21 protein-coding genes and 1 pseudogene are annotated in these 26,274 nt (G+C 66.9%); 19 read left to right on the forward strand and 3 right to left on the reverse strand.

The features are described from left to right. Positions 1-39: 39 nt before the first annotated feature. A complete protein-coding gene (locus IT882_RS06970; RefSeq protein ID WP_195693728.1) occupies positions 40-2,403 on the reverse strand; it encodes an ATP-binding cassette domain-containing protein in 2,364 nt (787 codons plus the stop codon). Between the two features lie 659 nt (positions 2,404-3,062). On the opposite strand from IT882_RS06970, the gene IT882_RS06975 reads away from it, so the two are divergent. The 6 genes from IT882_RS06975 (at position 3,063) to coaE (ending at position 10,204) form a co-directional block, all read left to right on the forward strand. Continuing rightward, entirely contained in the window at positions 3,063-4,469 is a 1,407-nt protein-coding gene (locus IT882_RS06975) for an IS1380 family transposase (RefSeq protein ID WP_195693729.1), read from the forward strand. Positions 4,470-4,643: 174 nt separating this feature from the next. Continuing rightward, a complete protein-coding gene (locus IT882_RS06980) occupies positions 4,644-5,642 on the forward strand; it encodes an IS481 family transposase (RefSeq protein WP_195693730.1) in 999 nt (332 codons plus the stop codon). Between the two features lie 291 nt (positions 5,643-5,933). After that, entirely contained in the window at positions 5,934-6,557 is a 624-nt protein-coding gene (locus IT882_RS06985) for a hypothetical protein (RefSeq protein ID WP_195693731.1), read from the forward strand. A 52-nt stretch (positions 6,558-6,609) separates the two neighbouring features. Then, positions 6,610-8,379, forward strand: a complete 1,770-nt coding sequence (locus IT882_RS06990; RefSeq protein WP_195693732.1) for a sensor histidine kinase — start codon at positions 6,610-6,612, stop codon at positions 8,377-8,379. After that, on the forward strand, positions 8,376-9,581 hold the full coding sequence (locus IT882_RS06995) for a hypothetical protein (RefSeq protein WP_195693733.1): 1,206 nt from the start codon (positions 8,376-8,378) through the stop codon (positions 9,579-9,581). Before IT882_RS06990 ends, IT882_RS06995 begins: the two co-directional genes overlap by 4 nt. Before the next feature lie 2 nt (positions 9,582-9,583). Beyond that, entirely contained in the window at positions 9,584-10,204 is a 621-nt protein-coding gene (coaE, locus tag IT882_RS07000; protein WP_195693734.1) for a dephospho-CoA kinase, read from the forward strand. Here coaE and IT882_RS07005 read toward each other — a convergent pair. Beyond that, positions 10,144-10,773, reverse strand: a complete 630-nt coding sequence (locus tag IT882_RS07005) for a DUF4126 domain-containing protein (protein WP_195693735.1) — start codon at positions 10,771-10,773, stop codon at positions 10,144-10,146. The two genes, coaE and IT882_RS07005, sit on opposite strands and share 61 nt — an antisense overlap. Positions 10,774-10,948: 175 nt before the next feature. Between IT882_RS07005 and uvrB the strand changes: the two genes are divergently transcribed. Next, positions 10,949-13,030 carry an excinuclease ABC subunit UvrB gene (gene uvrB / locus IT882_RS07010; protein ID WP_195693736.1) on the forward strand — a complete coding sequence of 694 codons (2,082 nt, stop codon included), beginning with the start codon at positions 10,949-10,951 and terminating at the stop codon, positions 13,028-13,030. Positions 13,031-13,130: 100 nt separating this feature from the next. After that, entirely contained in the window at positions 13,131-13,556 is a 426-nt protein-coding gene (locus IT882_RS07015; RefSeq protein ID WP_195693737.1) for a VOC family protein, read from the forward strand. A gap of 253 nt (positions 13,557-13,809) precedes the next feature. Here IT882_RS07015 and IT882_RS07020 read toward each other — a convergent pair whose 3' ends face one another. Further along, positions 13,810-14,256: a MarR family winged helix-turn-helix transcriptional regulator gene (locus IT882_RS07020; RefSeq protein WP_195693738.1), complete on the reverse strand. Its 447-nt coding sequence runs from the start codon at positions 14,254-14,256 to the stop codon at positions 13,810-13,812. 37 nt (positions 14,257-14,293) lie between these two features. Between IT882_RS07020 and IT882_RS07025 the strand changes: the two genes are divergently transcribed. The 11 genes and pseudogenes from IT882_RS07025 (at position 14,294) to IT882_RS07075 (ending at position 26,240) form a co-directional block, all read left to right on the forward strand. Next, positions 14,294-14,536, forward strand: coding sequence for a hypothetical protein (locus IT882_RS07025; protein WP_195693739.1), 243 nt, complete (start codon positions 14,294-14,296; stop codon positions 14,534-14,536). 70 nt (positions 14,537-14,606) lie between these two features. After that, a pseudogene (gene uvrA, locus IT882_RS07030) lies at positions 14,607-17,512 on the forward strand (excinuclease ABC subunit UvrA). Positions 17,513-17,612: 100 nt separating this feature from the next. Further along, a complete protein-coding gene (gene uvrC / locus IT882_RS07035; protein ID WP_418887777.1) occupies positions 17,613-19,478 on the forward strand; it encodes an excinuclease ABC subunit UvrC in 1,866 nt (621 codons plus the stop codon). Positions 19,479-19,576: 98 nt separating this feature from the next. Continuing rightward, positions 19,577-20,455, forward strand: a complete 879-nt coding sequence (gene rapZ, locus IT882_RS07040) for an RNase adapter RapZ (RefSeq protein WP_195693740.1) — start codon at positions 19,577-19,579, stop codon at positions 20,453-20,455. Between the two features lie 95 nt (positions 20,456-20,550). Then, a complete protein-coding gene (gene whiA, locus IT882_RS07045) occupies positions 20,551-21,528 on the forward strand; it encodes a DNA-binding protein WhiA (RefSeq protein WP_195693741.1) in 978 nt (325 codons plus the stop codon). A gap of 148 nt (positions 21,529-21,676) precedes the next feature. Then, positions 21,677-22,303, forward strand: coding sequence for a superoxide dismutase (locus IT882_RS07050; protein WP_195693742.1), 627 nt, complete (start codon positions 21,677-21,679; stop codon positions 22,301-22,303). Positions 22,304-22,455: 152 nt separating this feature from the next. After that, positions 22,456-23,466, forward strand: coding sequence for a type I glyceraldehyde-3-phosphate dehydrogenase (gene gap, locus IT882_RS07055; RefSeq protein WP_195693743.1), 1,011 nt, complete (start codon positions 22,456-22,458; stop codon positions 23,464-23,466). Between the two features lie 23 nt (positions 23,467-23,489). After that, positions 23,490-24,707 (forward strand): phosphoglycerate kinase, encoded by a 1,218-nt coding sequence (locus tag IT882_RS07060; protein WP_195693744.1) that lies wholly within the window; start codon positions 23,490-23,492, stop codon positions 24,705-24,707. Next, on the forward strand, positions 24,695-25,483 hold the full coding sequence (gene tpiA, locus IT882_RS07065) for a triose-phosphate isomerase (protein WP_195693745.1): 789 nt from the start codon (positions 24,695-24,697) through the stop codon (positions 25,481-25,483). Before IT882_RS07060 ends, tpiA begins: the two co-directional genes overlap by 13 nt. Before the next feature lie 155 nt (positions 25,484-25,638). Further along, positions 25,639-25,887: a preprotein translocase subunit SecG gene (gene secG / locus IT882_RS07070; RefSeq protein WP_195693746.1), complete on the forward strand. Its 249-nt coding sequence runs from the start codon at positions 25,639-25,641 to the stop codon at positions 25,885-25,887. Then, complete coding sequence (locus IT882_RS07075) at positions 25,887-26,240, forward strand: RNA polymerase-binding protein RbpA (protein ID WP_195693747.1); 354 nt, start codon at positions 25,887-25,889, stop codon at positions 26,238-26,240. Before secG ends, IT882_RS07075 begins: the two co-directional genes overlap by 1 nt. Positions 26,241-26,274 lie beyond the last annotated feature (34 nt).

Raw genomic sequence — 26,274 nt, forward strand, 5'->3', positions numbered from 1 at the left:
GCCTCCTGGGGAGCGCAGCGTATCGGGCAAGAGCGGGGGTCAGGCGCTGACGTAGTCGGCGAGGTGCTGACCGGTCAGGGTTGGGCGGGCGGCGACCAGGTCGGCGGGGATGCCCTCGAAGACGACCCGGCCGCCGTCATGGCCGGCACCGGGGCCGAGGTCGATGATCCAGTCGGCGTGCGCCATGACGGCCTGATGGTGCTCGATCACGATCACCGACACACCGGAATCGACCAGTCGATCCAGAAGCGCGAGCAGATTCTCGACATCCGCGAGGTGCAGGCCCGTGGTCGGCTCATCGAGCACGTACACGCTGCCCTTCTCGCCCATCTGTACCGCGAGCTTCAACCGCTGCCGCTCACCACCCGACAGGGTCGGCAGGGGCTGGCCGATGCGCAGGTAGCCGAGTCCGACATCCACCATCCGACCGAGAATCGCCGCAGCCGCAGGAACCTTCGCCTCGCCAGAGCCGAAGAACTCCGCAGCCTCGGATGCCGACATGTCGAGCACCTCGACGATGGTGCGGCCTCCGAGACGGTACTCCAGCACGGTCTCGGCGAACCCCTTGCCATCGCAGACATCGCACGGCGATTCGACCTGCTCCATCGGGCCGAGCTGCGTCACGATCACGCCCGACCCGCCGCAGACCGGGCACGCGCCTTCGGAGTTGGCGCTGAACAGCGCAGGCTTGACCCCGTTCGCCTTCGCGAAGGCCTTGCGGATCGGGTCCAACATCCCCGTGTACGTGCCGGGGCTCGACCGGCGCGACCCCTTGATCGCGCTCTGATCGATCGCGACGACACCCTCGAGATCGGCGACAGATCCGTGGATGAGTGAGCTCTTGCCCGATCCGGCGACCCCGGTCACGGCGACGAGCACCCCCAGCGGGATGTCGACATCGACGTCCTGCAGGTTGTGCGAGCTTGCACCGCGGATCTCGATCGTGCCGGACGGCTTCCGAACGGATGCCTTGAGCCGAGCCCGGTCATCCAGGTGGCGTCCGGTCAGCGTGCCCGACGCCCGCAGATCCTCGACCGTTCCCTCGAACATGATCTCGCCGCCACCCGATCCTGCGCCGGGCCCGAGATCCACGACATGATCGGCGATCGCGATGGTCTCGGGCTTGTGCTCGACCACGAGCACCGTGTTGCCCTTGTCTCGCAACTGCTCGAGCAGCCGATTCATGCGCTGGATGTCGTGAGGATGCAGCCCCACGGTCGGTTCGTCGAAGACATACGTGACATCCGTAAGCGCGGAACCCAGGTGCCGGATCATCTTCGTCCGCTGCGCCTCACCGCCCGAGAGCGTCCCCGAGGCGCGATCGAGCGAGAGATAGCCGAGCCCGATGTCGACGAAGGAGTCGAAAAGCGCGCCGAGGCTGCGCAGCAGGGGAGTGGCGCTCGGTTCGTCGAGGCTCTTGACCCACGCGGCGAGATCCGAGATCTGCATCGCGCAGGCATCCGCAATGCTCTTGCCGGCGATCTTCGACGACCTCGCCCCTTCGTTGAGCCGGGTCCCGCCGCAGTCCGGACACGGCTGGAACGCGACAGCCCGCTCGACGAAGGCGCGGATGTGTGGCTGCATCGCCTCGACATCCTTCGAGAGGAACGACTTCTGGATCTTCGGAACCAGCCCCTCGTAGGTCATGTTGATGTTCTCGAGCTTCACCTTGCGGGGCTCGGCATAGAGGAAGTCGTGCCGCTGCTGCTCGGTGAAGTCACGGATGGGAACATCCATCGGCACGACCGCACCGTAGATCTTCACGTACCAACCGTCAGCGGTGTAGCCGGGTACGGTGAGCGCGCCGCCCGCGAGGGACTTCGCCTCATCGAACAGCTGCGCGAGGTCAATGTCGTTGATTTGCCCCATGCCTTCGCACCGCGGACACATGCCGCCCGTGACCGTGAAGCTGCGCCGCTCGACCTTCTTGCCGCCGGCCGTCTGCGTGGTCACCGCACCTTTGCCGCTGACCGACGCGACGTTGAACGAGAACGCCTGCGGACCGCCCACGTGCGGCTGGCCGATCCGGCTGAAGAGGATCCGCAGCAGGGCATTGGCATCCGTCGCCGTCCCGACGGTGGAGCGCACGTTCGCCCCCATCCGCTCCTGATCGACGATGATCGCGGGCGTCAGCCCCTCGAGCACATCGACATCGGGTCGGGGCGGCGTGTTCATGAATGCCTGGATAAAGGTCGAATACGTCTCGTTGATCATCCGCGACGACTCAGCCGCGATCGTGCCGAACACGAGCGAGCTCTTCCCTGAGCCGCTCACGCCCGTGAAGACCGTAAGCCGCCTCTTGGGCAGCTCGACATCCACGTTCTTGAGGTTGTTCTCGCGCGCACCCTGCACCCGGATCAGATCGTGGGCGTCAGCGGCGTGCGGCGTCGATGCGGCAGACATGAGCACACGTTATCCGGATGCCGCGGCATCCGTCTTCTCGATTCGTGACGGCATCCGCCCCGGCCGCCCCGCCTGGCTCGCGCAGCAGCCTCCCCGCGCCAACTCCGCAGTTTCGCGCGAACCTCGCAGCCGCAGCGGCGCAAGAGTGCGGAGTACGTCCGATTCTGCGAAGTTCGTCGCGGCCACGTGGGCGAATCTCGCCCTGGCCGCGGAGGCGAGTCTTGCCCCTGGCCACGCGGGTGAAGCTCGCCATGGTGACGGATGCCGCGGCGTCCGCATGGTTTCGGATGCCGCGGCGTCCGCCCTGGTCGCCCGGCGTGGCCCACGGATCAGCCTCCCCGCGCCAACTTCGCAGTTTCGCGCGAATCTCGCAGCCGCAGCGGCGCGAGAGTGCGGAGTACGTCGAATTCTGCGAAGTTCGCTGCGGCCGCGTGGGCGAATGTCGCCCTAGCTGTGATGCCCAGGGACGTTGCTTCGTGAATCACTCCTGATCTGCTGACACGGGAAGGCCTCCCGTTGTGAAGTGGAGCTGTCTAAGCCTTGATCCACCGATGAGCCGTGGGGTTGAGCGGGCGCGGTGACGCAGAAATGCCCCTCTGATCAGGAAGAATAGTGATTGTCTAGACCGCTGTTCGACCGATCCGAGAGGCATCTCGTAGGTGCAATTCAAGCATGCTCCCGCTGCTGTGTCAGCGATGTTCGATGATCCGAATCTCGTGTCGGCCGCGGGTCTGGTCCCGATGCTCCGCCTCGCCCGTTCCGTGGGCCTCGACGAGCTCGCGCAGTCGAGGTTGAGCGTCCCGACGGACAGGGGCGCGAACGCCGGGTCGAAGGTGATGGCGCTGGTGGCGGGGATGCTCGCCGGTGCGGACTCGATCGACGACATGAACCTGCTCCGTCACGGCGGGATGGGGCGATTGTTCGATCGGACGTATGCGCCGTCGACGTTGGGCTCGTTCCTGCGCGAGTTCCGTTTCGGGCATGTCCGCCAGCTCGATGCCGTCGCTTCCCGGACTCTGGTGAACCTCGCCTCGGCCGCACCGCTGCTGCAGGTTCGGGGCGGTGAGCGGGTGATGGTGGATCTGGACGACACGATCGTCGAGGTCCACGGATACAAGAAGCAGGGCGCCTCGTTCGGGTACTCCGGCGTCCGCGGACTCAACGCACTCCTTGCGACGGCGTCGACGACCTCGTCAGCACCGGTGATCCTGGGTCAGCGGCTCCGGCAGGGGAAGACCGGCTCCCCGAAAGGCGCCGCCAGGATCGTCGGTGACGTCCTCGCAACCCTCCGCCGCATGAACATCGGGAGCAGTGTCCGGCCGCTGCTGCGGGCCGACTCCGCGTTCTATGGGCACGGCACCGTTGGCACCGCGATCAAGTCCGGCGCGGACGTATCTGTCACGGTCCGGATGGACCCTGCGGTGAAGACAGCGATCTCGTCGATCCCCGAGGACGGGTGGGAGACGATCGAGTATCCGAACGCGATCCGTGACGAGGCCACCGGGCGGTGGATCTCGAAAGCCGAAGTCGCCGAAGTGCCCTTCGTCGCGTTCCGCTCCCGGAAGATCGCCGAACGGGTCGAAGGACGTCTCGTGGTGCGGCGCATCCCGGACCTGAACCCGAACAAGGTGGAGCAGCCGACCTTGTTCGACTTCTACCGGCACCACGCGTTCTTCACCACCACCGACAAGCAGACGATGGGCACCGTCGCGGCGGACAAGACCCACCGTGCCCACGCGATCATCGAACAGGTCCACGCCGATCTGAAGGGCGGACCGCTCGCTCACCTTCCGTCCGGGGTGTTCACCGCGAACAGCGCCTGGCTCGTGCTCGCGGTGATCGCGTTCAACCTCACCCGCACCGCCGGACTCATCTCCGACCGCGCCGGGCGGCTCGCCAGAGCGACAACCGCGACGATCCGCCGCACCCTCATCACTGTCCCGGCACGCCTCGCACGATCCGCCCGGCGCATCACCATGCACCTGCCCGCGGCCTGGCCCTGGCAGGCCGCGTTCGATCGCCTGTTCACGGCCACCCACGCCCCACCACACGTCAGCACGAACTGACCACCGCCGCGACGACGGCCCGACCGAGAACACAGTGGACGACCGGGATGCGACGCCCGGAACACAACCCTGCCCGCGGCCGGTCAAAGCCGCATCCATCAAGTCGAGCCCCCTCGCCCAAGGCTCATCGGTGGATCGAGGCTAAGGAACCGCTTCACGCAACAGGAGGCCTTCGTGTCCCACGCTAACGCTGCACTCACCCCACGCGCTCGGTTACGGCTGGCCAGACTCATCGTCGACGAGCGCTGGCCGGTCACCGTCGCGGCGAAGATGTTCATGGTCTCGCCGATCACCGCACGCAAATGGGCGACCCGGTATCGCACCGAAGGGCCGGCCGGGATGATCGACCGGTCCAGCCGCCCGCACACGATGCCGTCCAAGACACCGCCCGAGCTCGTCCGTCAGATCGTCCGACTGCGGTGGCGCCGCCGGCTCGGTCCGGTGCAAATCGCCGGTGAGCTGGGCGTCCCGGCCTCGACCGTCCACGCGGTGCTCACTCGCTGCCGCATCAACCGGCTGAGCCGCATCGACCGAGTCACCGGGGAACCGATCCGCCGCTACGAGCACGACCACCCCGGATCGCTCATCCACGTCGATGTCACCAAGTTCGGCAACATCCCCGATGGCGGCGGCTGGCGCTACGTCGGTAAACAGCAAGGCGATCGGAACCGGTCCGCGACCGTCGAACGCACCGGCGCGCCACGCTCAAAATGGCGTGGCCCACTGTTGGGCACCGCGTTCCTCCACACCGTCGTCGACGACTACTCCCGCGTCGCCTACGTCGAGATCTGCGCCGACGAGAAGGCTGACACCGCGATCGGAGTGCTCCGCCGCGCCGTCGCCTGGTTCAAAGACCGCAACGTCACGGTCGAGCGAGTCCTGTCCGACAACGGCTCGGCATACAAGTCCCACGCCTGGCGCGACGCCTGCGCGCAACTCGACATCCACCCAAAGCACACTCGCCCCTACCGGCCGCAGACGAACGGAAAGATCGAGAGATTCCACCGGACCCTCGCCGACGGTTGGGCCTACGCCCGCTTCTACCCGTCAGAAACCGAGCGCCGAAACGCGCTGCCGGGCTGGATCCACTTCTACAATCACCACAGGCGACACTCCGCAATCGGCGCCGCACCCATCAGCAGACTCAACAACCTCCCTGGGCATCACACCTAGCCACGCGGGTGAAGCTCGCCATGGCTACGGATACCGCGGCGTCCGCATGGTTTCGGATGCCGCGGCATCCGCCCTGACCGCCCGGCGTGGGCCACGGACCAGCCTCCTCGCGCCAACTTCGCAGTTTCGCGCGAACGTCGCAGCCGCTGCGGCGCGAGAGTGCGGAGTACGTCGAATTCTGCGAAGTTCGTCGCGGTCACGGATGCCGCGGAGCAATGGCTGCTCACAGCGGTCCCAAAGCTGCGCTGGATAGCGTGAGGAGTCCCCGAACTCGACCCCACGGAGGACACCATGGGTTTCCTTGACCGACTTTTCGGCACCGAGCCCCAGAACCCGCGGCCATCGCAGCCCTACGGGCAGCAGCCCGCCCCGCCCCGACCCGCCGGGTATCCCTCAACGACTCCGCCGCAGAGTGAGGACGAACGGGCGATCGAACGCTACCGGTACCTCCTGCGCACGGCGCCCCCCGAAACGATCGAGCAGGTCCACGCCGAGGCCTTTTCGAAGCTCACCGAGCAACAGCGTCAGCAGGTTCTCGCTGACATGACGGCATCGCTCCCGGCATCCGAGCGCCCCCGGTCAGCAGACCCGAACGACATGGCCCGTGCCGCGACCCGCGCCGAGTACATGAACCCGGGCGCCATGGAACGCACCCTGGGCGGTCAGCGGCAGGGCCCGTCGTTCGGATCGATGGTCGGCTCATCGCTGCTCGGCACGGTCGCCGGGTACGTCATCGGATCCGCGCTCGTTTCGGCGTTCATGGCGCCGATGGTCGCCGCCGACGCCGGCGCGACGGATGCTGGACCAGCTGATGCCGGGACCGGACCCGACCAGGGCTGGGCCGACGCATCCGGACCCGCTGACGGAGGCTTCTCCGACGGTGGTTTCGGCGGTTTCGGCGACTTCGGTTTCTGATCGCGCGGCGCGCGGAGGAGCCGAGCGCTCACCCGCGCGATAACGTTCACTCATGGGGAACGTGGGGACGCGCTCTGCACGCCGAGGTGAGGATCGCTCCGGACGTCGCAGCACGCTGTGGCGATCCCTCATCGGAGAGTTGACCCCGTACCGCGACGGGACATCTGCCCGCGTTGCGGTGTTGCAGCAGCTCATGCTCGGTCTCGTCGTGCTGGCGGTCGCCGCCTTCGCGATCATCGCGGCGATTCCCGGCGACCTCACCCTCTTCTTCACCGGCGTCGGGGTTGTGTTCGTCCTGACGATCGTGACGCTGCTCGTTCCCTGGAACGCGCTCTCGCCGTGGGCGGTGGGTATCGTTCCGGTGCTGGACATCGTCGCGATCTTGCTGATGCGCGCCGCGTTCCCCGAGTCGGGACTCGCGTTGCTGTGGCTGTTCCCCGTGATGTGGATGTCTGGCGCGCTGGGACTGGTCGGCTATATTGCGGCGAACCTTTTCATCTGGGTCTCGTACGGCTGGGTGATCGCCGTGGGACAAGAGTCGGCATTCAGCTTTGCGCTCCTGCTCCTGCCGATCGTGGTGTTGGCCGTCTCCACCGGTGCGTATCTCAGCGTGCGCAGGTTCGCCGCGCAGCGAAAGCTCCTCGACAAGCAGGCACTCGTGCTCGGGCAGAGCCTGGAGCGCACCCAGCACCAGGAGCAACTGGTCACGCAGGTCCTGGACTCCGTCGACTTCGGCGTCATCCGGATCTCCGCCGACGGCGTCACCATCACGAACGAGGCGCAAGCGCGGATGCAGCACGCGCTCATGACCGCCGACGGACAAAACCGCCTGCCCGCGTTCGATGCTGACGGACAGACGCCCCTCGACCCGGAACGGATGCCGGTAGCCCGCGCCCGCCGCGGCGAGGTGTTCGACAACCAGATCGTGTGGTTCGGCTCCCCGGACACCACCCGACGCGCGCTGAGCGTCACAGCGCGGCGCCTGCGCGACACGCAGGGAGGGGACGCCGGAGTCGTCGTCATCTCGCGGGACGTCACCGCCGAGCGGACTGCCCTGTTCGCGCGCGACAACGTCGTGGCATCCGTCTCGCACGAGTTGCGCGCCCCGCTGACCGCGATCGTCGGGTATCTCGACCTCGCCCTGGAAACAGATGGCATTCCCGAGAAGGTTCGCGGTGACCTCGACGTGGCGATGCACAACGCCGAGCGGATGATTCAGATCATCTCCGACATTCTCTCGGCGACCTCGTCGTCGAAGTCGACGGTCGATGTGACGGTCTCGCCCGAGAATGTCGATCTGCAGCGACTCGTGATCGAGTCGGCCGCCGCGTGGCAGCCGACCGCGCTCGAGCGGCGGATCACGATCTTCACCGACGACGTTCAGCCCACTCACGCCTACGTCGATCCGGCACGGATGCGGCAGGTCGCTGACAACCTCGTCAGCAACGCCATCAAGTACGGGCGCGAAGGAGGCTCGGTCCAGTTGGCCGTCTACGGCGACGCCGTCGCCTCGTATGTGCTGGTCCGCGATGACGGCATCGGTCTGTCGCCGGACGACCAGAACCGCCTGTTCCGGCGCTTCTTCCGCGCCAGCACCGACGTCGGCGGCACGGGGCTCGGACTCGCGATCTGCCGCGACATCGTTCGTGCCCACGGTGGCGAGATCATCGTCGGGAGCGAGCAGGGCGTCGGCACAGCGTTCCTCGTGCGCGTCCCCGCGCAGGTCGATGTGACGCTGCCGCCGATCGATCCCGAAGAAGCTCTGAGCATCTCGGGGGCGATCACGACGGCGGGCCGCTCCGACATGGAGGCGACGGGATGACCCTCGACCTCTTCTCGGTCAACGTGATGACCGCGGCCGTCGTGCTGATCGTCGGGGTCATCTACGTCTCCGAGACCCTCATCCGCCGCGACGAGGTCTCGGGGCGACACTGGTCGGGCGCGTTTCTTGCCGGCATCCTGACCACCATCGCCTATGTCATCTGGTCAGCGGGAGGTGGCTGGGCCGCTATCGCCGCGGGCAACGCCGCGTTCGTGGCGGCAACCGGGTTCATCTGGATCGGATGCCGCAGCTACAACGGAAACCGCACCGGCTGGGCCTACGCGACGGTCGGGGCAGGCATGGCCATCGCGTTCGTCGCCGTCGCGGCAGCGGGGCCTGACGGCGGTGATTGGGCGGGCGTCGTCTGGATGTACGCCGTGCTGACGGTGCTTGCCTCGTTGGGGGTGTGGGAGACCGCTCGCGGCCGCCTGGCACAGACGCGCACGACGATCGCTCTCGGGGTCGTGCTCGGCGTCGAAGCGGTCTACACGGCGGCGAGAGCCATTGCGTTCCTCGTGCTCGGGCCCGACGATCCCGAGTTCCAGATGTGGTTCGCGACGATCCCGGCGAGTTTCGTGACGATTGCGCTCGTGATCACGGCGGCGATCGTCACGTCCATCCTGCGCGCTGGCCGCGCCGGGATGCGCGGCTACACCAACCTCGTCGCGGCGGACGGAGCCGACCGCATCCTGACCGAGCCGCAGTTTCGGGCGACGGTGACGGATGTGCTCGAGCGGGCCGCGGAGAAGGGCATCGGCATCGGTGTGATCGCGATGCGTATCGACGACCTGCCGTTCATCGCGAAGGCGTTCGGGAACGAGGTCGGACGCCATGTCGCCGTCGCCGCCCGCGATGCCGTGCGGCGCACCGTCGAGCCCCTGGCCATCATCGGCGACGACGGTGCGACGGTGCTGTGGGTGTGCGACACGGCCTGGGACGCGACCGAGGCGCGACGCCAAGCGACGCGACTGGCAACAGCCGTCTTCGAGGCCCTTCGAGCCGTTCCGGATGCCGTCGTCCCCGTCGTCGGAATCGGCGTCGCCGTCGCCCAGGACTTCGGCTACAGTGCCGGTGACCTCATCCACGCGGCGGATGCGGCATCCGTCCGCTCCGCCAAGACGGGAGACATCTCCGTGCTGATCGCCGAGCCGTCGCATCCTGCGCTCCCCGAGTCCGACGCGACCCCCGTGGCGGGGAGCTGACCGTGCCGCTGATCGCCTTGACAGGCGGAATCGCCGCCGGCAAATCCACGGTCGCGGCACGCCTGGCAGAGCTCGGGGCCGTGATCGTCGACGCCGACCAGGTCGTGCGGGACGTGCAGGGCGCCGGGTCGCCGGTGCTGCAACGGATCGCGGACGAGTTCGGCGACGACATCCTGACGGACGAGGGATCACTGGACCGGCCGGCACTCGGCGCGCTCGTGTTCGGCAACCCCGATCGCCTGGCCGCGCTCAACGCGATCGTGCATCCGGCGGTGCGTGAGGAGTCGGCACGCCGTTTCGGGGAGGCTTTCGCCGCCGATCCCGACGCCGTCGTCGTCTACGACGTGCCGCTGCTGGTCGAGGCGCGGGTTGACGATCCGTGGGAACTGATCGTCGTCGCCCATGCGCCGGCCGACCTGCGCGAACAGCGCCTCGTCGACCTGCGCGGCATGTCTCGGCAGGAGGCGGCATCCCGGATCGCCTCGCAGGTTCCCGACGAGGCTCGTCTGGCGATCGCCGATGTCGTCATCGACACGACGGGAACCCTCGCGCAGACCCTCGATCAGGTCGACGTGCTCTGGGAGGCGTTGCCGTTGCGGATCGCCGCCCGCCGGTCGCGCTGACGCCACCAGCGCGGAACCACCACGACCGCCGTCACGATCGCGCCGATCAGCAGCACGAACCCGACGATCGGCAACACGATCGCGAATATCGACAGCGCGAGGCTCGAGACATCCTCCGCGGTGCTCACGATCGGGGCTGCGACGCCGGCGGTCGCGGCATTCGCGACCGGGCGAATCGACGCCTTCACCACGTGGATGCCGAGCGCGATCGCAACGCCGATCCCGATGGCCACCCAGTTCTGATTCGCGAAGAACTCGCCCGGGTCATCCACGCGCAGGGTCTCTGCGCTCGCCCCGGCACCGAACGCGATGCCGCCGGAGGCAGGACGGATGACGGTTTGCACGGCGTCATTGATGGAGTCGAGCACCGGGACTTTGTCGGCGATGATCTCGAGGACGAGGAGGGCCCCGATGACCCAGAGGGCGACGTCACTGGAGAGCCAGGCCCAACCGGCCGGCAGCGCGATCGCGTCGAAGAAGCGATTGGCCAGCCCGAGCACCAGCAGCGGCATCCACGCATTCAGCCCCGCCGCCGCGGCAAGGCCGGATCCCACGAAGAACTCGAGCACCCCTCCAGGGTAGGCATCCTTCTTCCCGCGCGCACCGCCCCGCTCGGCCCGAACTCTCGCGCGAAGGGTCACAACACGCCGCAACCCGCGCCGGACGTGCGGCGTGTTGCGACCCCTCGCGCCAGAGTGTGGCGGAGCACGCCCCGATGTCTGACCCCGCGCCTACCCTGGGAGAGTGCAAACCACACGATCCGTCAGGCCCTTCGAAGTCGTCAGCGAGTACCAGCCCTCGGGCGACCAACCGCAGGCGATCGCCGAGCTTGCGGCGCGCATCAACGCGGGCGAGACGGATGTCGTTCTGCTCGGCGCGACGGGAACCGGCAAGTCCGCGACCACGGCGTGGCTCATCGAGCAGGTACAGCGGCCGACGCTTGTGCTCGCCCACAACAAGACCCTCGCCGCGCAGCTGGCCAACGAGTTCCGCGAGCTCATGCCGAATAACGCGGTCGAGTACTTCGTCTCGTACTACGACTACTACCAACCAGAGGCGTACGTGCCGCAGACAGACACCTTCATCGAGAAGGACTCGTCGATCAACGCCGAGGTCGAGCGGTTGCGCCACTCCACGACCAACTCCCTGCTCTCACGCCGCGACGTCGTCGTGGTCTCGACGGTCTCCTGCATCTACGGCCTGGGTGCGCCCGAGGAGTACCTGCGGGCCATGGTGGCGCTGCAGGTGGGGGAGCGGTACGACCGCGATGCTCTCATCCGCAAGTTCATCGCGATGCAGTACAACCGCAACGACGTCGACTTCTCGCGCGGAAACTTCCGCGTCCGCGGCGACACGATCGAGATCATCCCGGTGTACGAGGAGTACGCCATTCGCATTGACCTGTTCGGCGATGAGATCGAGGCGCTCTACCTGCTGCATCCGCTCACCGGCGACGTCATCCAGAAGATGGATTCGATCCCGATCTTCCCCGCCTCGCACTACGTCGCCGGAACCGAGACGGTGCAGCGCGCGATCGGCACGATCGAAGATGAGCTCGCGGGGCGACTGAAGGAGCTCGAGTCTCAGCAGAAGCTGCTCGAAGCGCAGCGCCTGCGCATGCGAACGACCTTTGACCTCGAGATGCTCCAGCAGTTGGGCTTCTGCTCCGGCATCGAGAACTATTCGCGGCACCTGGACGGGCGGCAGCCGGGCGAGCCGCCCCACACCCTGCTCGACTTCTTCCCCGACGACTTCCTGATGGTCATCGACGAGTCCCACGTCACGGTGCCGCAGATCGGGGCGATGTACGAGGGGGATGCCTCGCGAAAGCGCACGCTGGTCGACCACGGCTTCCGGCTCCCGTCGGCGCTCGATAACCGACCACTGCGTTTCGACGAGTTCAAGAACCGCATCGGCCAGACCGTCTACCTGTCCGCGACCCCGGGTCGCTACGAGATGGGGATCGCCGACGGCATCGTGGAGCAGATCATCCGCCCCACGGGTCTTGTCGACCCCGAGATCGTGGTGAAACCGTCCAAGGGGCAGATCGACGACCTGCTCGAAGAGATCCGCATTCGCGTCGAGCGCGACGAACGCGTTCTGGTCACAACCCTCACGAAGAAGATGGCCGAGGAGCTCACCGACTTCCTCGGCGAGCACGGCGTGCGGGTGCGCTACCTGCACTCGGATGTCGACACTCTCCGCCGCGTCGAGTTGTTAAGTGAGTTGCGCGCGGGCATCTACGACGTGCTGGTGGGCATCAACCTGCTTCGCGAGGGTCTTGACCTTCCCGAGGTCTCCCTGGTGTCGATCCTGGATGCCGACAAGGAGGGATTCCTGCGGTCGGGAACCTCCCTCATCCAGACGATCGGTCGCGCCGCCCGAAACGTCTCCGGTCAGGTGCACATGTACGCCGACACCATCACCGATTCGATGCGCGCGGCGATCGACGAGACCGACCGGCGTCGCGAGAAGCAGGTCGCTTACAACCTCGAGCACGGCATCGACCCCCAACCGCTTCGCAAGAAGATCGCCGACATCACCGATGCGCTGATCCGCGAAGGTGCCGACACGAAGGCGATGCTGAACCGCAAGGATGCTGCCGGGTCGAAGAACGGCAAGGGCAAGAGCCCGACACCGAACCTGCGGCGCGAGGGGATCGCGGCCGAGGGAGCGACGCAACTCGAAGCGATGATCGCGGATGTGTCAGACCAGATGCTCGCTGCGGCCGGTGAACTGAAGTTCGAGCTTGCAGCCCGTCTGCGCGATGAACTGCAAGATCTGAAGAAGGAGCTGCGAGCCATGGAGCGCGCCGGCCACGCCTGACCCGCCCCGGTCGTCGAGCGAGCGGGCGAGTCGAAACGAGAGTTTGGCCTCCGGTCGTCGAGCGAGTGGAGCGAGTCGAAACGAGAGCGCGGGAGGAACCATGGAACAGCGGCTGAGCCTCATCACGCTCGGGGTCGCCGACCTCGACCGTGCCATCGCCTTCTATCGCGCGATGGGGTGGGAGCCGCATCCGGGTTCCGTGCCCGGCGCGGTCGCCTTCTTCCAGCTCGATGGCCTGGCGTTTGCCCTGTGGAGTCGCGCTGAACTGGCGGCTGACTCCGTCGTCGACGATCCGGGCGGATGGGGCGGTGTGACGCTTGCGCACAACGTGCGCGCACCCGGCGAGGTGGACGCGATTCTTGCGGCCGCGGAGGCCGCGGGAGCCCGCCTGGGGCGAGCCGGTGCTCCGACCCCGTGGGGAGGGTACTCCGGCATCTTCATCGACCCAGACGGACATCCGTGGGAGGTAGCGCACAACCCCGCCTGGCCACTCGACGAGACCGGCCGTGTGACGATCGAACCGTGATGAGATTCGTCGACCCTCAGGTGATCCTCTTCGTGGCTGACTGAGACGGGCACCTGGTTCACCTGGTGCAGCGCGTCAGCTGACCTCTGTGGTCATCGACCGGCCGATCCTGGAGCGTCGCAACGGCGCATGTCTTCCGCGACTCGCCGGCGTCGGCGGCCAGTCATCGGCGTGTCGGGGGCTTCTTGCGCCGTTGCGACCGGCGTAGACGGGCGCGACATCCTTGGGCTGCCCCGGCGGCCCGACGGATGCCTCAGCCGGCGAGGTGCGGCATCCGGCCCGCGAACGGCCGCAGTCCGTCGCGGAGGTCCTTCAACTCCTCCACACCCAGTCCGGTGACTGCCATGATGCGCCGAGGAACCTCAAGCGCGTCCTCGCGGAGTGCGCGTCCGGCCGTCGTCAGCCCGATGTCGAGCACGCGCTCGTCATCGGGCCGGCGCGTGCGGGTCACGCGTCCCTGCGCTTCGAGGCGTTTGACGAGAGGGGAGAGTGTTGCAGGTTCCATGGCGAGCTCGTCGGCGAGCTCGCCGAGGGAACGCGGAGACTGCTCCCAGAGGGCGAGCATCACAAGGTACTGCGGATGCGTCAGCCCGAGCGGCTCGAGGATCGGGCGATAGATCGACACGACGTTGCGGGCGGCTGTGACCAGCGCAAAACACACCTGGTTGTCGAGCTTGAGCAGATCTTCCTCGTCGGACATATCGCCAGTCTAGCGATTCATTAGTACACTAAACATCATGACGCAAACGAATGAGGTGCCGAAGCGACCGCTCCGCGAGCGGGTGCGCGAGGCCGGCGGTTGGTACACGTGGTTCAACACCAACCTCATCCGCGTCGCCGGGCCGCCTGCCGTCAGCCCGCTCGAGCCGGGCCCGACGGCCGAGGAGCGCGCCGAGCGCGCCTGCCCGCTGTGTCACCAGCCGATGAATCGCCATACGTTCGATCGCTCGGGCGACAAACCCCTCATGCACTGCCCCTGACAGGGGACCTCTCGGCCGCGCGATTCGCGGGGCCGGAGCCGATGTCGGAGGCCACACCTACACTTGACGGGTGCCCATCGTCCCCGTCTCTACGCATGCCCACAGCAGTGGAACTCTCAGTGTTCGCGGTGCCCGCGTCCACAACCTTAAGGATGTCGATCTCGACATCCCGCGCGACTCTCTCGTCGTGTTCACGGGGCTGTCCGGGTCGGGCAAATCGAGCCTCGCGTTCGACACGATCTTCGCCGAGGGACAGCGTCGCTACATCGAGTCGCTGAGCTCCTACGCGCGCCAGTTCCTCGGTCAGGTGGACCGGCCGGACGTTGATTTCATCGAGGGACTCAGCCCCGCTGTCTCGATCGACCAGAAGTCCACGAACCGCAACCCGCGCTCGACAGTCGGCACGATCACCGAGATCCACGACTACATGCGTCTGCTGTGGGCGCGGATCGGCATCCCGCACTGCCCCGAGTGCGGCGCACAGATTCAGCGCCAGACGGTGCAGCAGATCGCCGACCAGCTCATGGAACTGCCCGAGCGCACGCGCTACCAGATCGTCGCGCCCGTGGTGAGTCAGAAGAAGGGCGAATTCGTCGACCTCTTCAAAGAGCTCTCTGCCAAGGGGTACGCGCGCGCCGTCGTCGACGGGGAGCTCGTGCAGCTCGCCGAGCCGCCGACGCTGAAGAAGAGCTACAAGCACGACATCGCCGTCGTCGTGGATCGCCTCGTTGCCGGCCCCGAGATCCTGAGCCGCGTCACCGACTCCGTCGAGACCGCGCTGGGGTTGGCGGGCGGCATCATGCAGGTCAACTTTGTGGACGGCGAGGGTGACGACGCGTGGCAGTCGTTCAGCGAGAAGCTGTCGTGCCCCAACGGTCACCCGCTGCAGCTGACCGAGATCGAGCCGCGCACCTTCTCGTTCAACGCCCCCTTCGGTGCGTGCCCGACCTGTTCGGGGCTGGGTACCCGGATGTCGGTGGATGTCGAGCTCATGCTGGGTGACCCCGAGCTGTCCATTCGCGAGGGCGTCCTCATCCCGTGGACGACGCAGGGCAAGGGACTGTTCCAGTACTACGAGCGGTTGCTCGAAGGACTCTCCGATGACCTCGGCTTCTCGCTCGACACGCCGTGGCGGGAGCTGACGGCGGAGGTGCAGAACGCCGTCCTCCACGGCGAGAACTTCAAGGTCAACGTCAAGTGGAAGAACCGCTACGGCCGCGAGATGCGCTACACCTCCGGCTTCGAGGGTGTCGTGCCCTACATCGAGCGCCAGTACGTGCAGGCCGAGTCCGATACTCAGCGCCAGCGCTGGTCGGAGTACCTCAGGGAAGTGCCCTGCCCCGCCTGTAATGGCGACCGCCTCAAGCCCGAAGTCCTCGCGGTGCTCGTGCACGGACGCTCGATCGCGGATGCCTCACGCCTGAGCCTTGCTGACGCGCAGGAGTACTTTGCCACGCTCGAGCTGACTGAGCGTGAAGCCATGATTGCGGCAGCGGTGCTCCGCGAGATCCGCGCGCGCCTCGAGTTCCTCATCCAGGTCGGTCTGAACTACCTCAACCTCAGCCGGTCCGCCGGGTCGCTCTCGGGCGGCGAGGCCCAGCGCATCCGTCTCGCGACGCAGATCGGCTCGGGCCTGACCGGCGTGCTCTACGTCCTGGACGAACCCTCGATCGGTCTGCACCAGCGCGACAACCGCCGTCTCATCGAGACCCTCCTGAAGCTCAAGGGTCTGGGCAACACTCTGATCGTCGTCGAGCACGACGAAGAGACGATTCACGCCGCCGACTGGATCGTCGACATCGGGCCCCGCGCCGGCGTCGACGGTGGGCACGTCGTCCACTCCGGGCCGCTCGGCGAGCTGCTCGCCGACCCCGGCTCGATCACCGGCGACTACCTCGCCGGTCGACGCAGCATCCCGACACCGGCGAAGCGACGCAGGATCGACAAGAAGCGGATGCTGGAAGTCGTCGGCGCCCGCGAGAACAACCTGAAGCAGGTCAGCGCGCAGTTCCCGCTCGGTGTGCTCACCGCCGTGACGGGCGTGAGCGGATCCGGCAAGTCGTCGCTGGTCAACGACATCCTGTACCAGGTGCTCGCGGCGCGGCTCAACGGTGCCCGCACGGTTCCCGGCAAGCACACGCGTGTGACGGGCCTCGACAACCTCGACAAGGTGGTTCACGTCGACCAGGCTCCGATCGGCCGGACACCGCGCTCGAACCCCGCGACCTACACGGGCGTCTTCGACCGCATTCGTACCCTCTTCAGCGAGACCCCGAAGCCAAGGCGCGTGGCTACCAGCCCGGCCGCTTCAGCTTCAACGTCAAGGGTGGGCGCTGTGAGGCGTGCGCGGGCGATGGCACCATCAAGATCGAGATGAACTTCCTGCCCGACGTCTACGTGGACTGCGAGGTCTGCCACGGCAAGCGCTACAACCGGGACACGCTCGCGGTCCACTACAAGGGCAAGAACATCGCCGAGGTCCTCGAGATGCCGATCACCGAGGCCGCCGAGTTCTTCGAACCGATCCAGGCGATCCACCGGTACCTGAAGACGCTCGTGGATGTCGGGCTCGGCTACGTCCGACTCGGTCAGTCGGCGACGACCCTGTCGGGCGGCGAGGCGCAGCGTGTGAAGCTCGCCACCGAGCTGCAGCGGCGGAGCAACGGGCGCAGCATCTACGTCCTTGACGAGCCGACGACGGGCCTGCACTTCGAAGACGTTCGCCGCCTCCTCGAGGTCTTGAGCGGCCTCGTCGACAAGGGCAACACGGTGATCGTGATCGAGCACAACCTCGACGTCATCAAGTCAGCCGACTGGATCATCGATCTCGGCCCCGAGGGCGGGTCCGGCGGTGGCGAGATCGTCGCGACCGGCACGCCCGAGCAGGTCGCGCGGGTCCCCGAGAGCTACACCGGACAGTTCCTGGCCGAACTTTTCGACGCCCACGACGCGCCGGCGGCCCGCAAGGCGGGTTGAGCGTGGCTCGCGCCAGCCACCCCCAGCTTGCGTACCGGCCCGCGCCGGGGAGATCCCCACCAACCCCGGCGTCTACCGGTTCCGCGATGACGCCGGGCGTGTGCTCTACGTCGGCAAGGCGAAGAACCTGCGTGCCCGCCTGTCCAACTACTTCGCGCCGTTGCACACGCTGCACGAGCGGACACGGCGCATGGTGACAACGGCCACCGGCGTCGAATGGACGGTCGTCGGCAGCGACGTCGAGGCGCTGCAGCTCGAGTACATGTGGATCCAGGAGTACTCGCCGCCCTTCAACGTGCGCTACAAGGACGACAAGTCCTACCCGTACATGGCGATCACCCTCGCCGACGAGGCGCCGCGCGTCATGGTCACGCGAAACCACAAGATCCGCGGGGCGAAGTACTTCGGTCCATACCCCAAGGTGTGGGCGGTGCACGAGGTCATCGACCTCATGATCAAGGTGTTCCCGATCCGCACATGCAGTGACTCCTCGTACAAGCGGGCCATGGCCACGGGCAGGCCCTGCTTTCCCGGACAGATCGGACGCTGCGGCGGACCGTGCTCCGGTCGCGTCACGATCGAGGAGCACCGCGCGATCGTCGACGACTTCGTGGCGTTCATGTCCGGGGGCGATCAGCGCTTCACGAAACAGTTGACGGCACGGATGCGGGAGGCATCCGCCGCGATGGACTACGAGTCTGCGGCCGTCTTCCGCGACCGGCTCCAGGCGATCGAGGCGGTGCTCAACAAGAGTGCTCTCGTGTTGCCCGATGACACGGATGCCGACCTGTTCGGCATCGCCGAGGACGAGCTGGCCGCCGCCGTGCAGCACTTCGTCGTCCGCGGCGGTCGCGTCCGTGGTGTGCGGGCGACTACGATCGAGAAAGAACTGGACATCAGCGGGGGAGAGCTGGTCGATCAGATCCTGCAGCGGACGTACGGTCCCTCCGGCAGTGCCGACATCCCCAAGCAGGTCCTCGTTCCCGCCCTCCCCGAGGATGCCGCCGAACTCGAAGCGTGGCTGCGAGACAAGCGCGGCACGAACGTCACGATTCAGATCGCGCAGCGCGGCGCGAAGGCCGAGCTCATGAAGAGCGCGGCGCTCAATGCCCAGCAGGCGCTCTTGCTGCACAAGACCCGCCGCACGAGCGACTACGTCGCGCGCACGCAGGCGCTCACCGACCTCCAGGAGGCGCTCGGGCTCGACGAGGCCCCGCTCCGGATCGAGTGCTATGACGTGTCCCACCTGAGCGGCACGAATGTCGTGGCCTCGATGGTCGTGTTCGAAGATGGCCTGCCTCGCAAGGATCAGTACCGGACGTTCGGCGTCCCCGAGACCACCGACGACACCGACTCGCTGTATCAAGTGCTCATGCGCCGCCTCGCATATATCGACGACGAGCGGGACGCCGACGAGGAAGTACCCGTGACTGTCGGAGAGGACGAGACGGATGCCGACGGCCTCGCTGTCGTCAGTTCCGATCCGACCAGCGATGGCACTGTCGTCACGGTACGAAACCGCCCCCGCTTTGCCTACCGCCCGCAACTGCTCGTCGTCGACGGTGGCAAGCCGCAGGTGAACGCGGCAGCGCGCGCGCTGTCCGACGCGGGCCACACCGACATCGCGTTGTGCGGGATTGCCAAGCGCCTCGAGGAAGTGTGGTTGCCTGACGAGGACTACCCGGTGATCCTTCCGCGCACGAGCGAGGCGCTCTATCTGCTGCAGCGGCTGCGCGACGAGGCCCATCGCTTTGCGATCACGAAGCAGCGCGGAAAGCGCAAACGCGACATCCAGACCGTCCTCGCGGAAATCCCCGGGCTGGGGGAGGCTCGCATTCGCGCCCTGCTGCGCCACTTCGGGTCGGTCACGGCGCTCAGGAACGCGACGCCGGAAGAGATTCAGGAGCTCCCCGGAGTGGGCCCGAAGCTCGCCGCGACGATCCACGCGCACCTGGCAAGTCGATAGGCTGGCAGTGCGCGCGGGAGCCCGCTGCCCGGCAGCGAACGGCCCATCCGACGACCGCGCGACCAGTGCACAGCGACACCCGAGGACGAGGGGTCCCGATGGATGAGACGACACCCGCGAGAAGCGATGTGCTCATCCTGACCGGAATGTCCGGCGCAGGGCGATCCACGGCTGCCAACGCTCTCGAGGACCTCGGCTGGTACGTCGTCGATAATCTGCCCCCGCAGATGCTCAAACCGCTCCTCGAGCTCTCGGAGATCGCGGCGTCCGCACTGCCGAAGGTCGCCGCCGTCGTCGACGTGCGCGGTGGCGATCTGTTCGCCGCGCTTCCCGCGGAAGTGGGGGAGCTGCGTTCCCGCCGGAATGTCCGCATCGTCTTCCTCGACGCCTCCGACGACGTCCTCGTGCGGCGTTTCGAGGCCGTGCGCCGGCCCCATCCGCTGCAGGGTGATGGCACGATCATCGACGGCATCCGCGTCGAACGTGAGCGGCTCTCGGAGATTCGCGAGCGCGCAGACATCGTCGTGGACACCACGTCGCTGAACGTCCACCAACTCGCGACCCGCATCTTCGAGCTCTTCTCCGACGAGGGCGCCGCTCGACACATGCTCACGATCATGAGCTTCGGGTTCAAGTACGGCCTCCCGACGGATGCCGACATGGTCGCCGACATGCGCTTTCTGCCCAACCCCTATTGGGATCCCGCGCTGCGGACCTTCACGGGGCAGGATCCTCAGGTGCGCGACTACGTGCTCGGCCAGCCCGGGGCCCGCGAATTCGTGGACGCCTATGCGGCAGCCCTGCAGCCCGTGCTCCAGGGGTATCAGCGCGAGAACAAACGGCACTCCGTCGTCGCAATCGGCTGCACCGGAGGCAAGCATCGCTCGGTCGTCGTCGTCGAGGAGCTCGCTCAGCGACTGGCAGCCGAGGCAGGTGTCGCGGTGCGCGTGAAGCACCGCGACCTCGGCCGGGAGTAGCGCGCGGGCGGCATCCCGCCGAGATTTCTCGACCTCGGCCCGAGTAGGCTAGAGCGTTATCCGCCGGCCCTGCCGGCACCCTCGAAAGGAGCCACGTGTCGCTGACGGCCGATGTCAAAGCAGAACTCATCGCGGTACGGGACCCGCTTCCCAGCGCCCGTGTCGCCGAGTTGACATCACTGCTCCGGTTCGCCGGCGGCCTGCACTCCATCGCCAACCGTGTTGCGGTCGAGGCGGAGGTGGACTCCGAGGCTCTTGCGCGCCGCGTCGCGCGCGAACTCATGGAGATCTACGGCGTGCGGCCCGAGATCGTTCAGACGCAAGGCTCGGGATCCCGAGCCGGAGCGTTGTTCGCGGTGCGCGTCATCGACGGGGGAGAGACGCTGGCCCGTCAGACCGGACTGCTCGACCAGCGGCGCCGGCCCGTGCGCGGCCTCCCGAACAAGCTCACGACCGGTTCCCGGGGCGACCTCGCCGCCGTGTGGCGCGGCGCGTTCCTGGGCTCGGGTGCTCTCACCGACCCCGGCCGCTCAGCGTCGCTCGACGTACTGTGCCCGTCCTCGGAAGCGGCGATGGCCCTCGTCGGGGCAGCGCACCGGCTCGGCATCGGCGCGAAGGCGCGGGAGGTGCGCGGCGCGCCCCGCGTGGTCGTCCGCGAGGGTGACGCCATCCGGGCGGCGCTGGCTGTCATGGGGGCTCGCCAGGTCGCCGCGCACTGGGACGAGATGCGTCAGCGCCGGGAGGTTCGCGCCGGTGTGAACCGACTCGTGAACTTCGACGACGCGAACCTGCGTCGGTCTGCGCAGGCGGCTGTCGCCGCGTGCGCGCGGGTTGAGCGCGCCCTCGAGATCCTGGGCGAGGACATTCCCGATCACCTGCGCGAGGCCGGCGACCTGCGGCTGGCGCACCGCGATGCGAGCCTCGACGAACTGGGTCACCACGCCGATCCGCCACTCACGAAAGATGCCGTCGCCGGACGTATCCGTCGTCTTCTCGCGATGGCCGACAAGAAGGCCTCCGCGGAGGGTATTCCCGGAACAGAATCTGCGGTTCCGGCGAGCGCTCTGGACTGACCGCGCTTCACCAGCGCCACCCCGTAACGCGTCCTAGCTTCTTCCGCAAGACCCGCCGAGGGGTCGCCCAGGCTCACTAGGATGACAACTGTCACCCCAGCGACGCCGGGGCATTCCTGGCGCCGCGACGACAGGAAGAGAAGAGCGAATGGCCACCTACACCCTGCCCGACCTCCCCTACGACTACGCTGCGCTCGAGCCGCACATCAGTGCCACGATCATGCAGCTGCACCACGACAAGCACCACCAGGCGTACGTGACGGGCGCCAACACGGCGCTGGAGCAGCTGGCCGAGGCGCGTGAGACGGGGAACCTCGCCAACGTCAACAAGCTCGAGAAGGATCTCTCGTTCAACCTCGGCGGTCACACGAACCACTCGATCTTCTGGACGAACATGTCGCCGAATGGTGGCGACAAGCCCACCGGCGAACTTGCCGCGGCGATCGACGAGTACTTCGGCTCGTTCGACAAGTTCCAGGCTCACTTCACCGCCGCCGCTCTCGGTGTGCAGGGTTCGGGCTGGGCGGCGCTGTTCTGGGACTCGATCGGTGAGCGTCTCATCATCCAGCAGATCTTCGACCAGCAGGGTCAGCTCGCCGCTGCCAGCGTCCCGCTGCTCATGCTGGACGTGTGGGAGCACGCGTACTACCTGGACTACAAGAACGTCCGCGCTGACTACGTCAAGGCGTTCTGGAACATCGTGAACTGGGCCAACGTCCAGGACCGCTTTGTTACGGCTCGTGAGAAGACGGCGGCTCTGCTGCTAGGGTCATGATCAGGTGAGGATGCCGCGGAGCCCTCGCCCGCTCGGGGGCTCCGGCAACCTCATTTGTCTGCTGGAATACACCACAAATGACACCCCTCTCCGGGTCGTCGATCCGGAGCTGACCCCCGGCGCTTCGGCGCGATAAGAATCAGGGAGACACCGTGTCTGTCAAGATCGGTATCAACGGCTTCGGCCGTATCGGACGTAACTACCTCCGCGCAGCTCTCGAGCAGGGCGCGGACCTCGACATCGTGGCGGTGAACGACCTCACCGACAACAAGACGCTCGCCCACCTCCTCAAGTACGACTCGGTCGGCGGACGCCTGGCCGAAGAGGTCTCGTACACCGAGGACTCCATCACCGTCGGTGGCAAGAGCATCAAGGTCTTCGAAGAGCGCGACCCCGCGAACCTCCCGTGGGGCGAGCTGGGCGTCGACATCGTCATCGAGTCCACCGGCCGCTTCACGAAGGCCGCTGACGCCAGCAAGCACATTGCCGGTGGCGCGAAGAAGGTCCTCATCTCGGCACCCGGCACGGATGTCGACGGCACCTTCGTCATGGGCGTCAACGACGGCGAGTACGACCCCGCCACGATGCACGTCATCTCGAACGCGTCGTGCACCACCAACTGCCTGGCCCCGCTCGCGAAGGTCTTCAACGACAACTTCGGCATCGAGCGCGGCTTCATGATGACGGCGCACGCCTACACCGCCGACCAGAACCTGCAGGACGGCCCCCACGGCGACCTGCACCGCGCCCGCGCCGCCGCACTGAACATCGTGCCGGCCGCGACCGGTGCCGCCAAGGCGATCGGCCTCGTTCTGCCCGAGCTCAACGGCAAGCTCAGCGGCTCCTCGTACCGCGTCCCGGTCCCCACCGGGTCGATCGTCGACCTGACGATCATCACGCCGGCTGAGGGCCTCACCAAGGAGACCATCAACGCCGCGTACGAGAAGGCAGCGGCTGAGGGTGCTCTGGCGGGCTACCTGAAGTACAACACCGACGCGATCGTCTCGACCGACATCGTTCACGACCCGCACTCGTCGGTCTTCGACGCCGGTCAGACCAACGTCAGCGGCAACCTCGTGAAGGTCTCGGCCTGGTACGACAACGAGTGGGGTTACTCGAACCGCCTCGTCGACCTCACCGAGCTCGTCGCCAGCAAGCTCTGAGTCGCGGCATCCGGTAACCAGACATGGCTCTGCGCACCCTCGATTCGCTGGGTCCGCTGGCCGGCAAGCGCGTCATCGTCCGTTGTGACCTCAACGTTCCGTTGAAAGACGGGGTCATAACGGACGATGGCCGCGTGCGGGCCTCGGTTCCCACGCTCAACGCCCTCATCAACCAGGGAGCGCGCCTTGTCGTGTGCTCGCACCTGGGACGCCCCGACGGGGCACCCGACCCGAAGTACAGTCTGGAGCCCGTTGCTCAGCGCCTGTCGGAGCTGCTCGGCAAGCCGGTCGCCTTCGCGCGCGACACGGTCGGCGAGTCAGCTCACGACGCCGTTGCCGCCCTGGAGGACGGCGATGTCGCGGTCATCGAGAACCTGCGGTTCAACGCGGGGGAGACAGCGAAGGATGCCGAGGTTCGTGGCGCGTTCGCTCGTGAGCTTGTCGGCCTCGGCGATGCTCTCGTGTCGGACGGCTTCGGTGTCGTGCACCGCAAGCAGGCCAGCGTCTACGACCTCGCCGAGATTCTGCCCTCCGCGGCGGGCTTCCTCATCGAGAAGGAGGTCGACGTTCTCGACCGCCTCACCGAGAAGCCGGAGCGGCCCTACACGGTCGTGCTCGGCGGATCGAAGGTCAGCGACAAGCTCGGCGTCATCGAACACCTGCTCCCGCGCGTTGACCGCATCCTGGTCGGCGGCGGCATGCTGTTCACCTTCCTCAAGGCCCAGGGCTATGAGGTGGGGAAGAGCCTGCTGGAAGAGGATCAGATCGACACGGTCACGCGCTACATGACCACCGCGCACGAGCGCGGCGTCGAGATCGTTCTACCGGTGGATGCCGTCATGGCTGCATCCTTCAGCGCCGACGCGGAGCACGTGGTAGCTCCCGCCGACTCCCTCGAAGAGACACCGTTCGGCGCCACGGGCCTGGGGCTGGACATCGGCCCTGACACGGCGAAGATCTTCGCCGACGCGATCCGCGAGAGCAAGACCGTCTTCTGGAACGGCCCCATGGGCGTTTTCGAGATGCCGGCCTTTGCCGCAGGGACCAAGACCGTCGCGCAGGCGCTCACCGAGGTCGACGGCCTCAGCGTCGTCGGCGGTGGCGACTCGGCAGCAGCCGTGCGTCAGCTCGGCTTCTCGGACGACCAGTTCGGCCACATTTCCACCGGCGGTGGGGCCAGCCTCGAATTCCTCGAGGGCAAGAAGCTACCCGGACTGGAGGTCCTCGGATGGGAGCAGTGAGAACACCGCTCATCGCCGGCAACTGGAAGATGAACCTCGACCACCTGCAGGCTGTCGCGTTCGTCCAGAAGTTGCACTGGACACTGAAGGACGCCAAGCACGAGGACGGGTCCGTGGAGGTGGCGGTCTTCCCGCCGTTCACGGATCTGCGCACCGTGCAGACGCTGCTGGATGCCGACAAGATTCCGTTCTCCCTCGGTGGGCAGGACCTGTCGCCGAAGGACTCCGGCGCGTTCACCGGTGACATCTCCGGCGCGTTCCTGGCCAAGCTCGATGCGCAGTACGTGATCATCGGTCACTCCGAGCGCCGTGAGTACCACCACGAGACCGACGAGGTCGTGGCCAGCAAGGTGCAGGCAGCCCTGCGGCACGGGCTCGTTCCCGTGATCTGCGTCGGTGAGACCGCGGAAGACCTGGAGAAGTACGGTGCCAGCGCTGTCCCGGTGGGACAGCTGAAGACCGCGCTTGCCGACGTCCCGGCGGATGCCGACATCGTCGTGGCCTACGAGCCGGTCTGGGCGATCGGTTCCGGTCAGGCCGCGACCCCCGACCAGGCTCAGGATGTCTGTGCGAAGCTGCGCGCGGTCGTCGCTGACACACTGGGCGCGGACGCAGCAGAACGCACGCGTGTGCTCTACGGCGGGTCGGTGAAGGCCGCGAACATCGCGAGCTTCATGCGGGAGCCCGACGTGGATGGAGCCCTGGTGGGCGGTGCGAGCCTCGTCGTGGACGAGTTCGCTGCCATCATCCGCTACCAGAAGCACGTCGGCGTCTGACGGCGTTTCGTCTCGCTGCTTTCGCGGGGCGAGCGTGAAGTCATCTTCGCGCTCGCCCCGCGACGCGCGTCACGCCGAGACCAAACGCGCACGCCTCTTTCCGTATACTGGACGCTTGTGCGACGAGACATCGTCGCGACGAAAGGTTTCACGTCTTGGCGATTCTCGAACTGATTCTGCAGGTCATCCTGGGCATCACGAGCCTGCTGCTCACGCTGCTGATCCTGCTGCACAAGGGCCGAGGCGGTGGCCTGTCCGACATGTTCGGCGGGGGAATGACGTCAGCTCTGGGATCGTCGGGTCTCGCTGAGCGCAACCTCAACCGATTCACGATCGTGCTGGCCCTCGTATGGTTCGTCACCATCGTCGGACTCGGCCTCATTACGAAGTTCCAGGTGATCTGATGGCAACCGGCGGCAACGCAATCCGCGGCACCCGGGTGGGTGCCGGCCCCATGGGCGAACAGGACCACGGCTATCACGCAGACCGCGTCGCCGTCTCGTACTGGGATGCCCTCGGCAACGAGACAGTCCGCTACTTCGCGGCGGGAATTCCCGATGAGGAGATTCCCGAAACGATCGACTCCCCGCACTCCGGGCTCCCGGCCGGCCGCGACAAGGAAAACCCGCCGCAGATGGCCAAGGCCGAGCCCTACAAGACGCACCTCGCGTACGTCAAAGAGCGTCGCACTGAAGAAGAAGCCGACGCGCTTCTGGATGACGCGCTCAAGTCGCTGCGGGAGCGCCGCGGCCTCTGATCTTTGGCGCGGGTACCACCCCGCACGCACACAG

Source organism: Microbacterium schleiferi (assembly GCF_015565955.1).
Classification (GTDB): domain Bacteria; phylum Actinomycetota; class Actinomycetes; order Actinomycetales; family Microbacteriaceae; genus Microbacterium; species Microbacterium schleiferi_A.

Excerpts from the sequence above, each read along its gene's own strand:
- IT882_RS06970 (WP_195693728.1), bottom strand. The coding sequence starts at position 2,403 with ATGTCTGCCGCATCGACGCCGCACGCCGCTGACGCCCACGATCTGATC.
- IT882_RS06985 (WP_195693731.1), top strand. The coding sequence starts at position 5,934 with ATGGGTTTCCTTGACCGACTTTTCGGCACCGAGCCCCAGAACCCGCGG.
- IT882_RS06990 (WP_195693732.1), top strand. The coding sequence starts at position 6,610 with ATGGGGAACGTGGGGACGCGCTCTGCACGCCGAGGTGAGGATCGCTCC.
- IT882_RS06995 (WP_195693733.1), top strand. The coding sequence starts at position 8,376 with ATGACCCTCGACCTCTTCTCGGTCAACGTGATGACCGCGGCCGTCGTG.
- IT882_RS07015 (WP_195693737.1), top strand. The coding sequence starts at position 13,131 with ATGGAACAGCGGCTGAGCCTCATCACGCTCGGGGTCGCCGACCTCGAC.
- IT882_RS07020 (WP_195693738.1), bottom strand. The coding sequence starts at position 14,256 with ATGTCCGACGAGGAAGATCTGCTCAAGCTCGACAACCAGGTGTGTTTT.
- IT882_RS07025 (WP_195693739.1), top strand. The coding sequence starts at position 14,294 with ATGACGCAAACGAATGAGGTGCCGAAGCGACCGCTCCGCGAGCGGGTG.
- rapZ (WP_195693740.1), top strand. The coding sequence starts at position 19,577 with ATGGATGAGACGACACCCGCGAGAAGCGATGTGCTCATCCTGACCGGA.
- IT882_RS07050 (WP_195693742.1), top strand. The coding sequence starts at position 21,677 with ATGGCCACCTACACCCTGCCCGACCTCCCCTACGACTACGCTGCGCTC.
- IT882_RS07060 (WP_195693744.1), top strand. The coding sequence starts at position 23,490 with ATGGCTCTGCGCACCCTCGATTCGCTGGGTCCGCTGGCCGGCAAGCGC.
- tpiA (WP_195693745.1), top strand. The coding sequence starts at position 24,695 with ATGGGAGCAGTGAGAACACCGCTCATCGCCGGCAACTGGAAGATGAAC.
- IT882_RS07075 (WP_195693747.1), top strand. The coding sequence starts at position 25,887 with ATGGCAACCGGCGGCAACGCAATCCGCGGCACCCGGGTGGGTGCCGGC.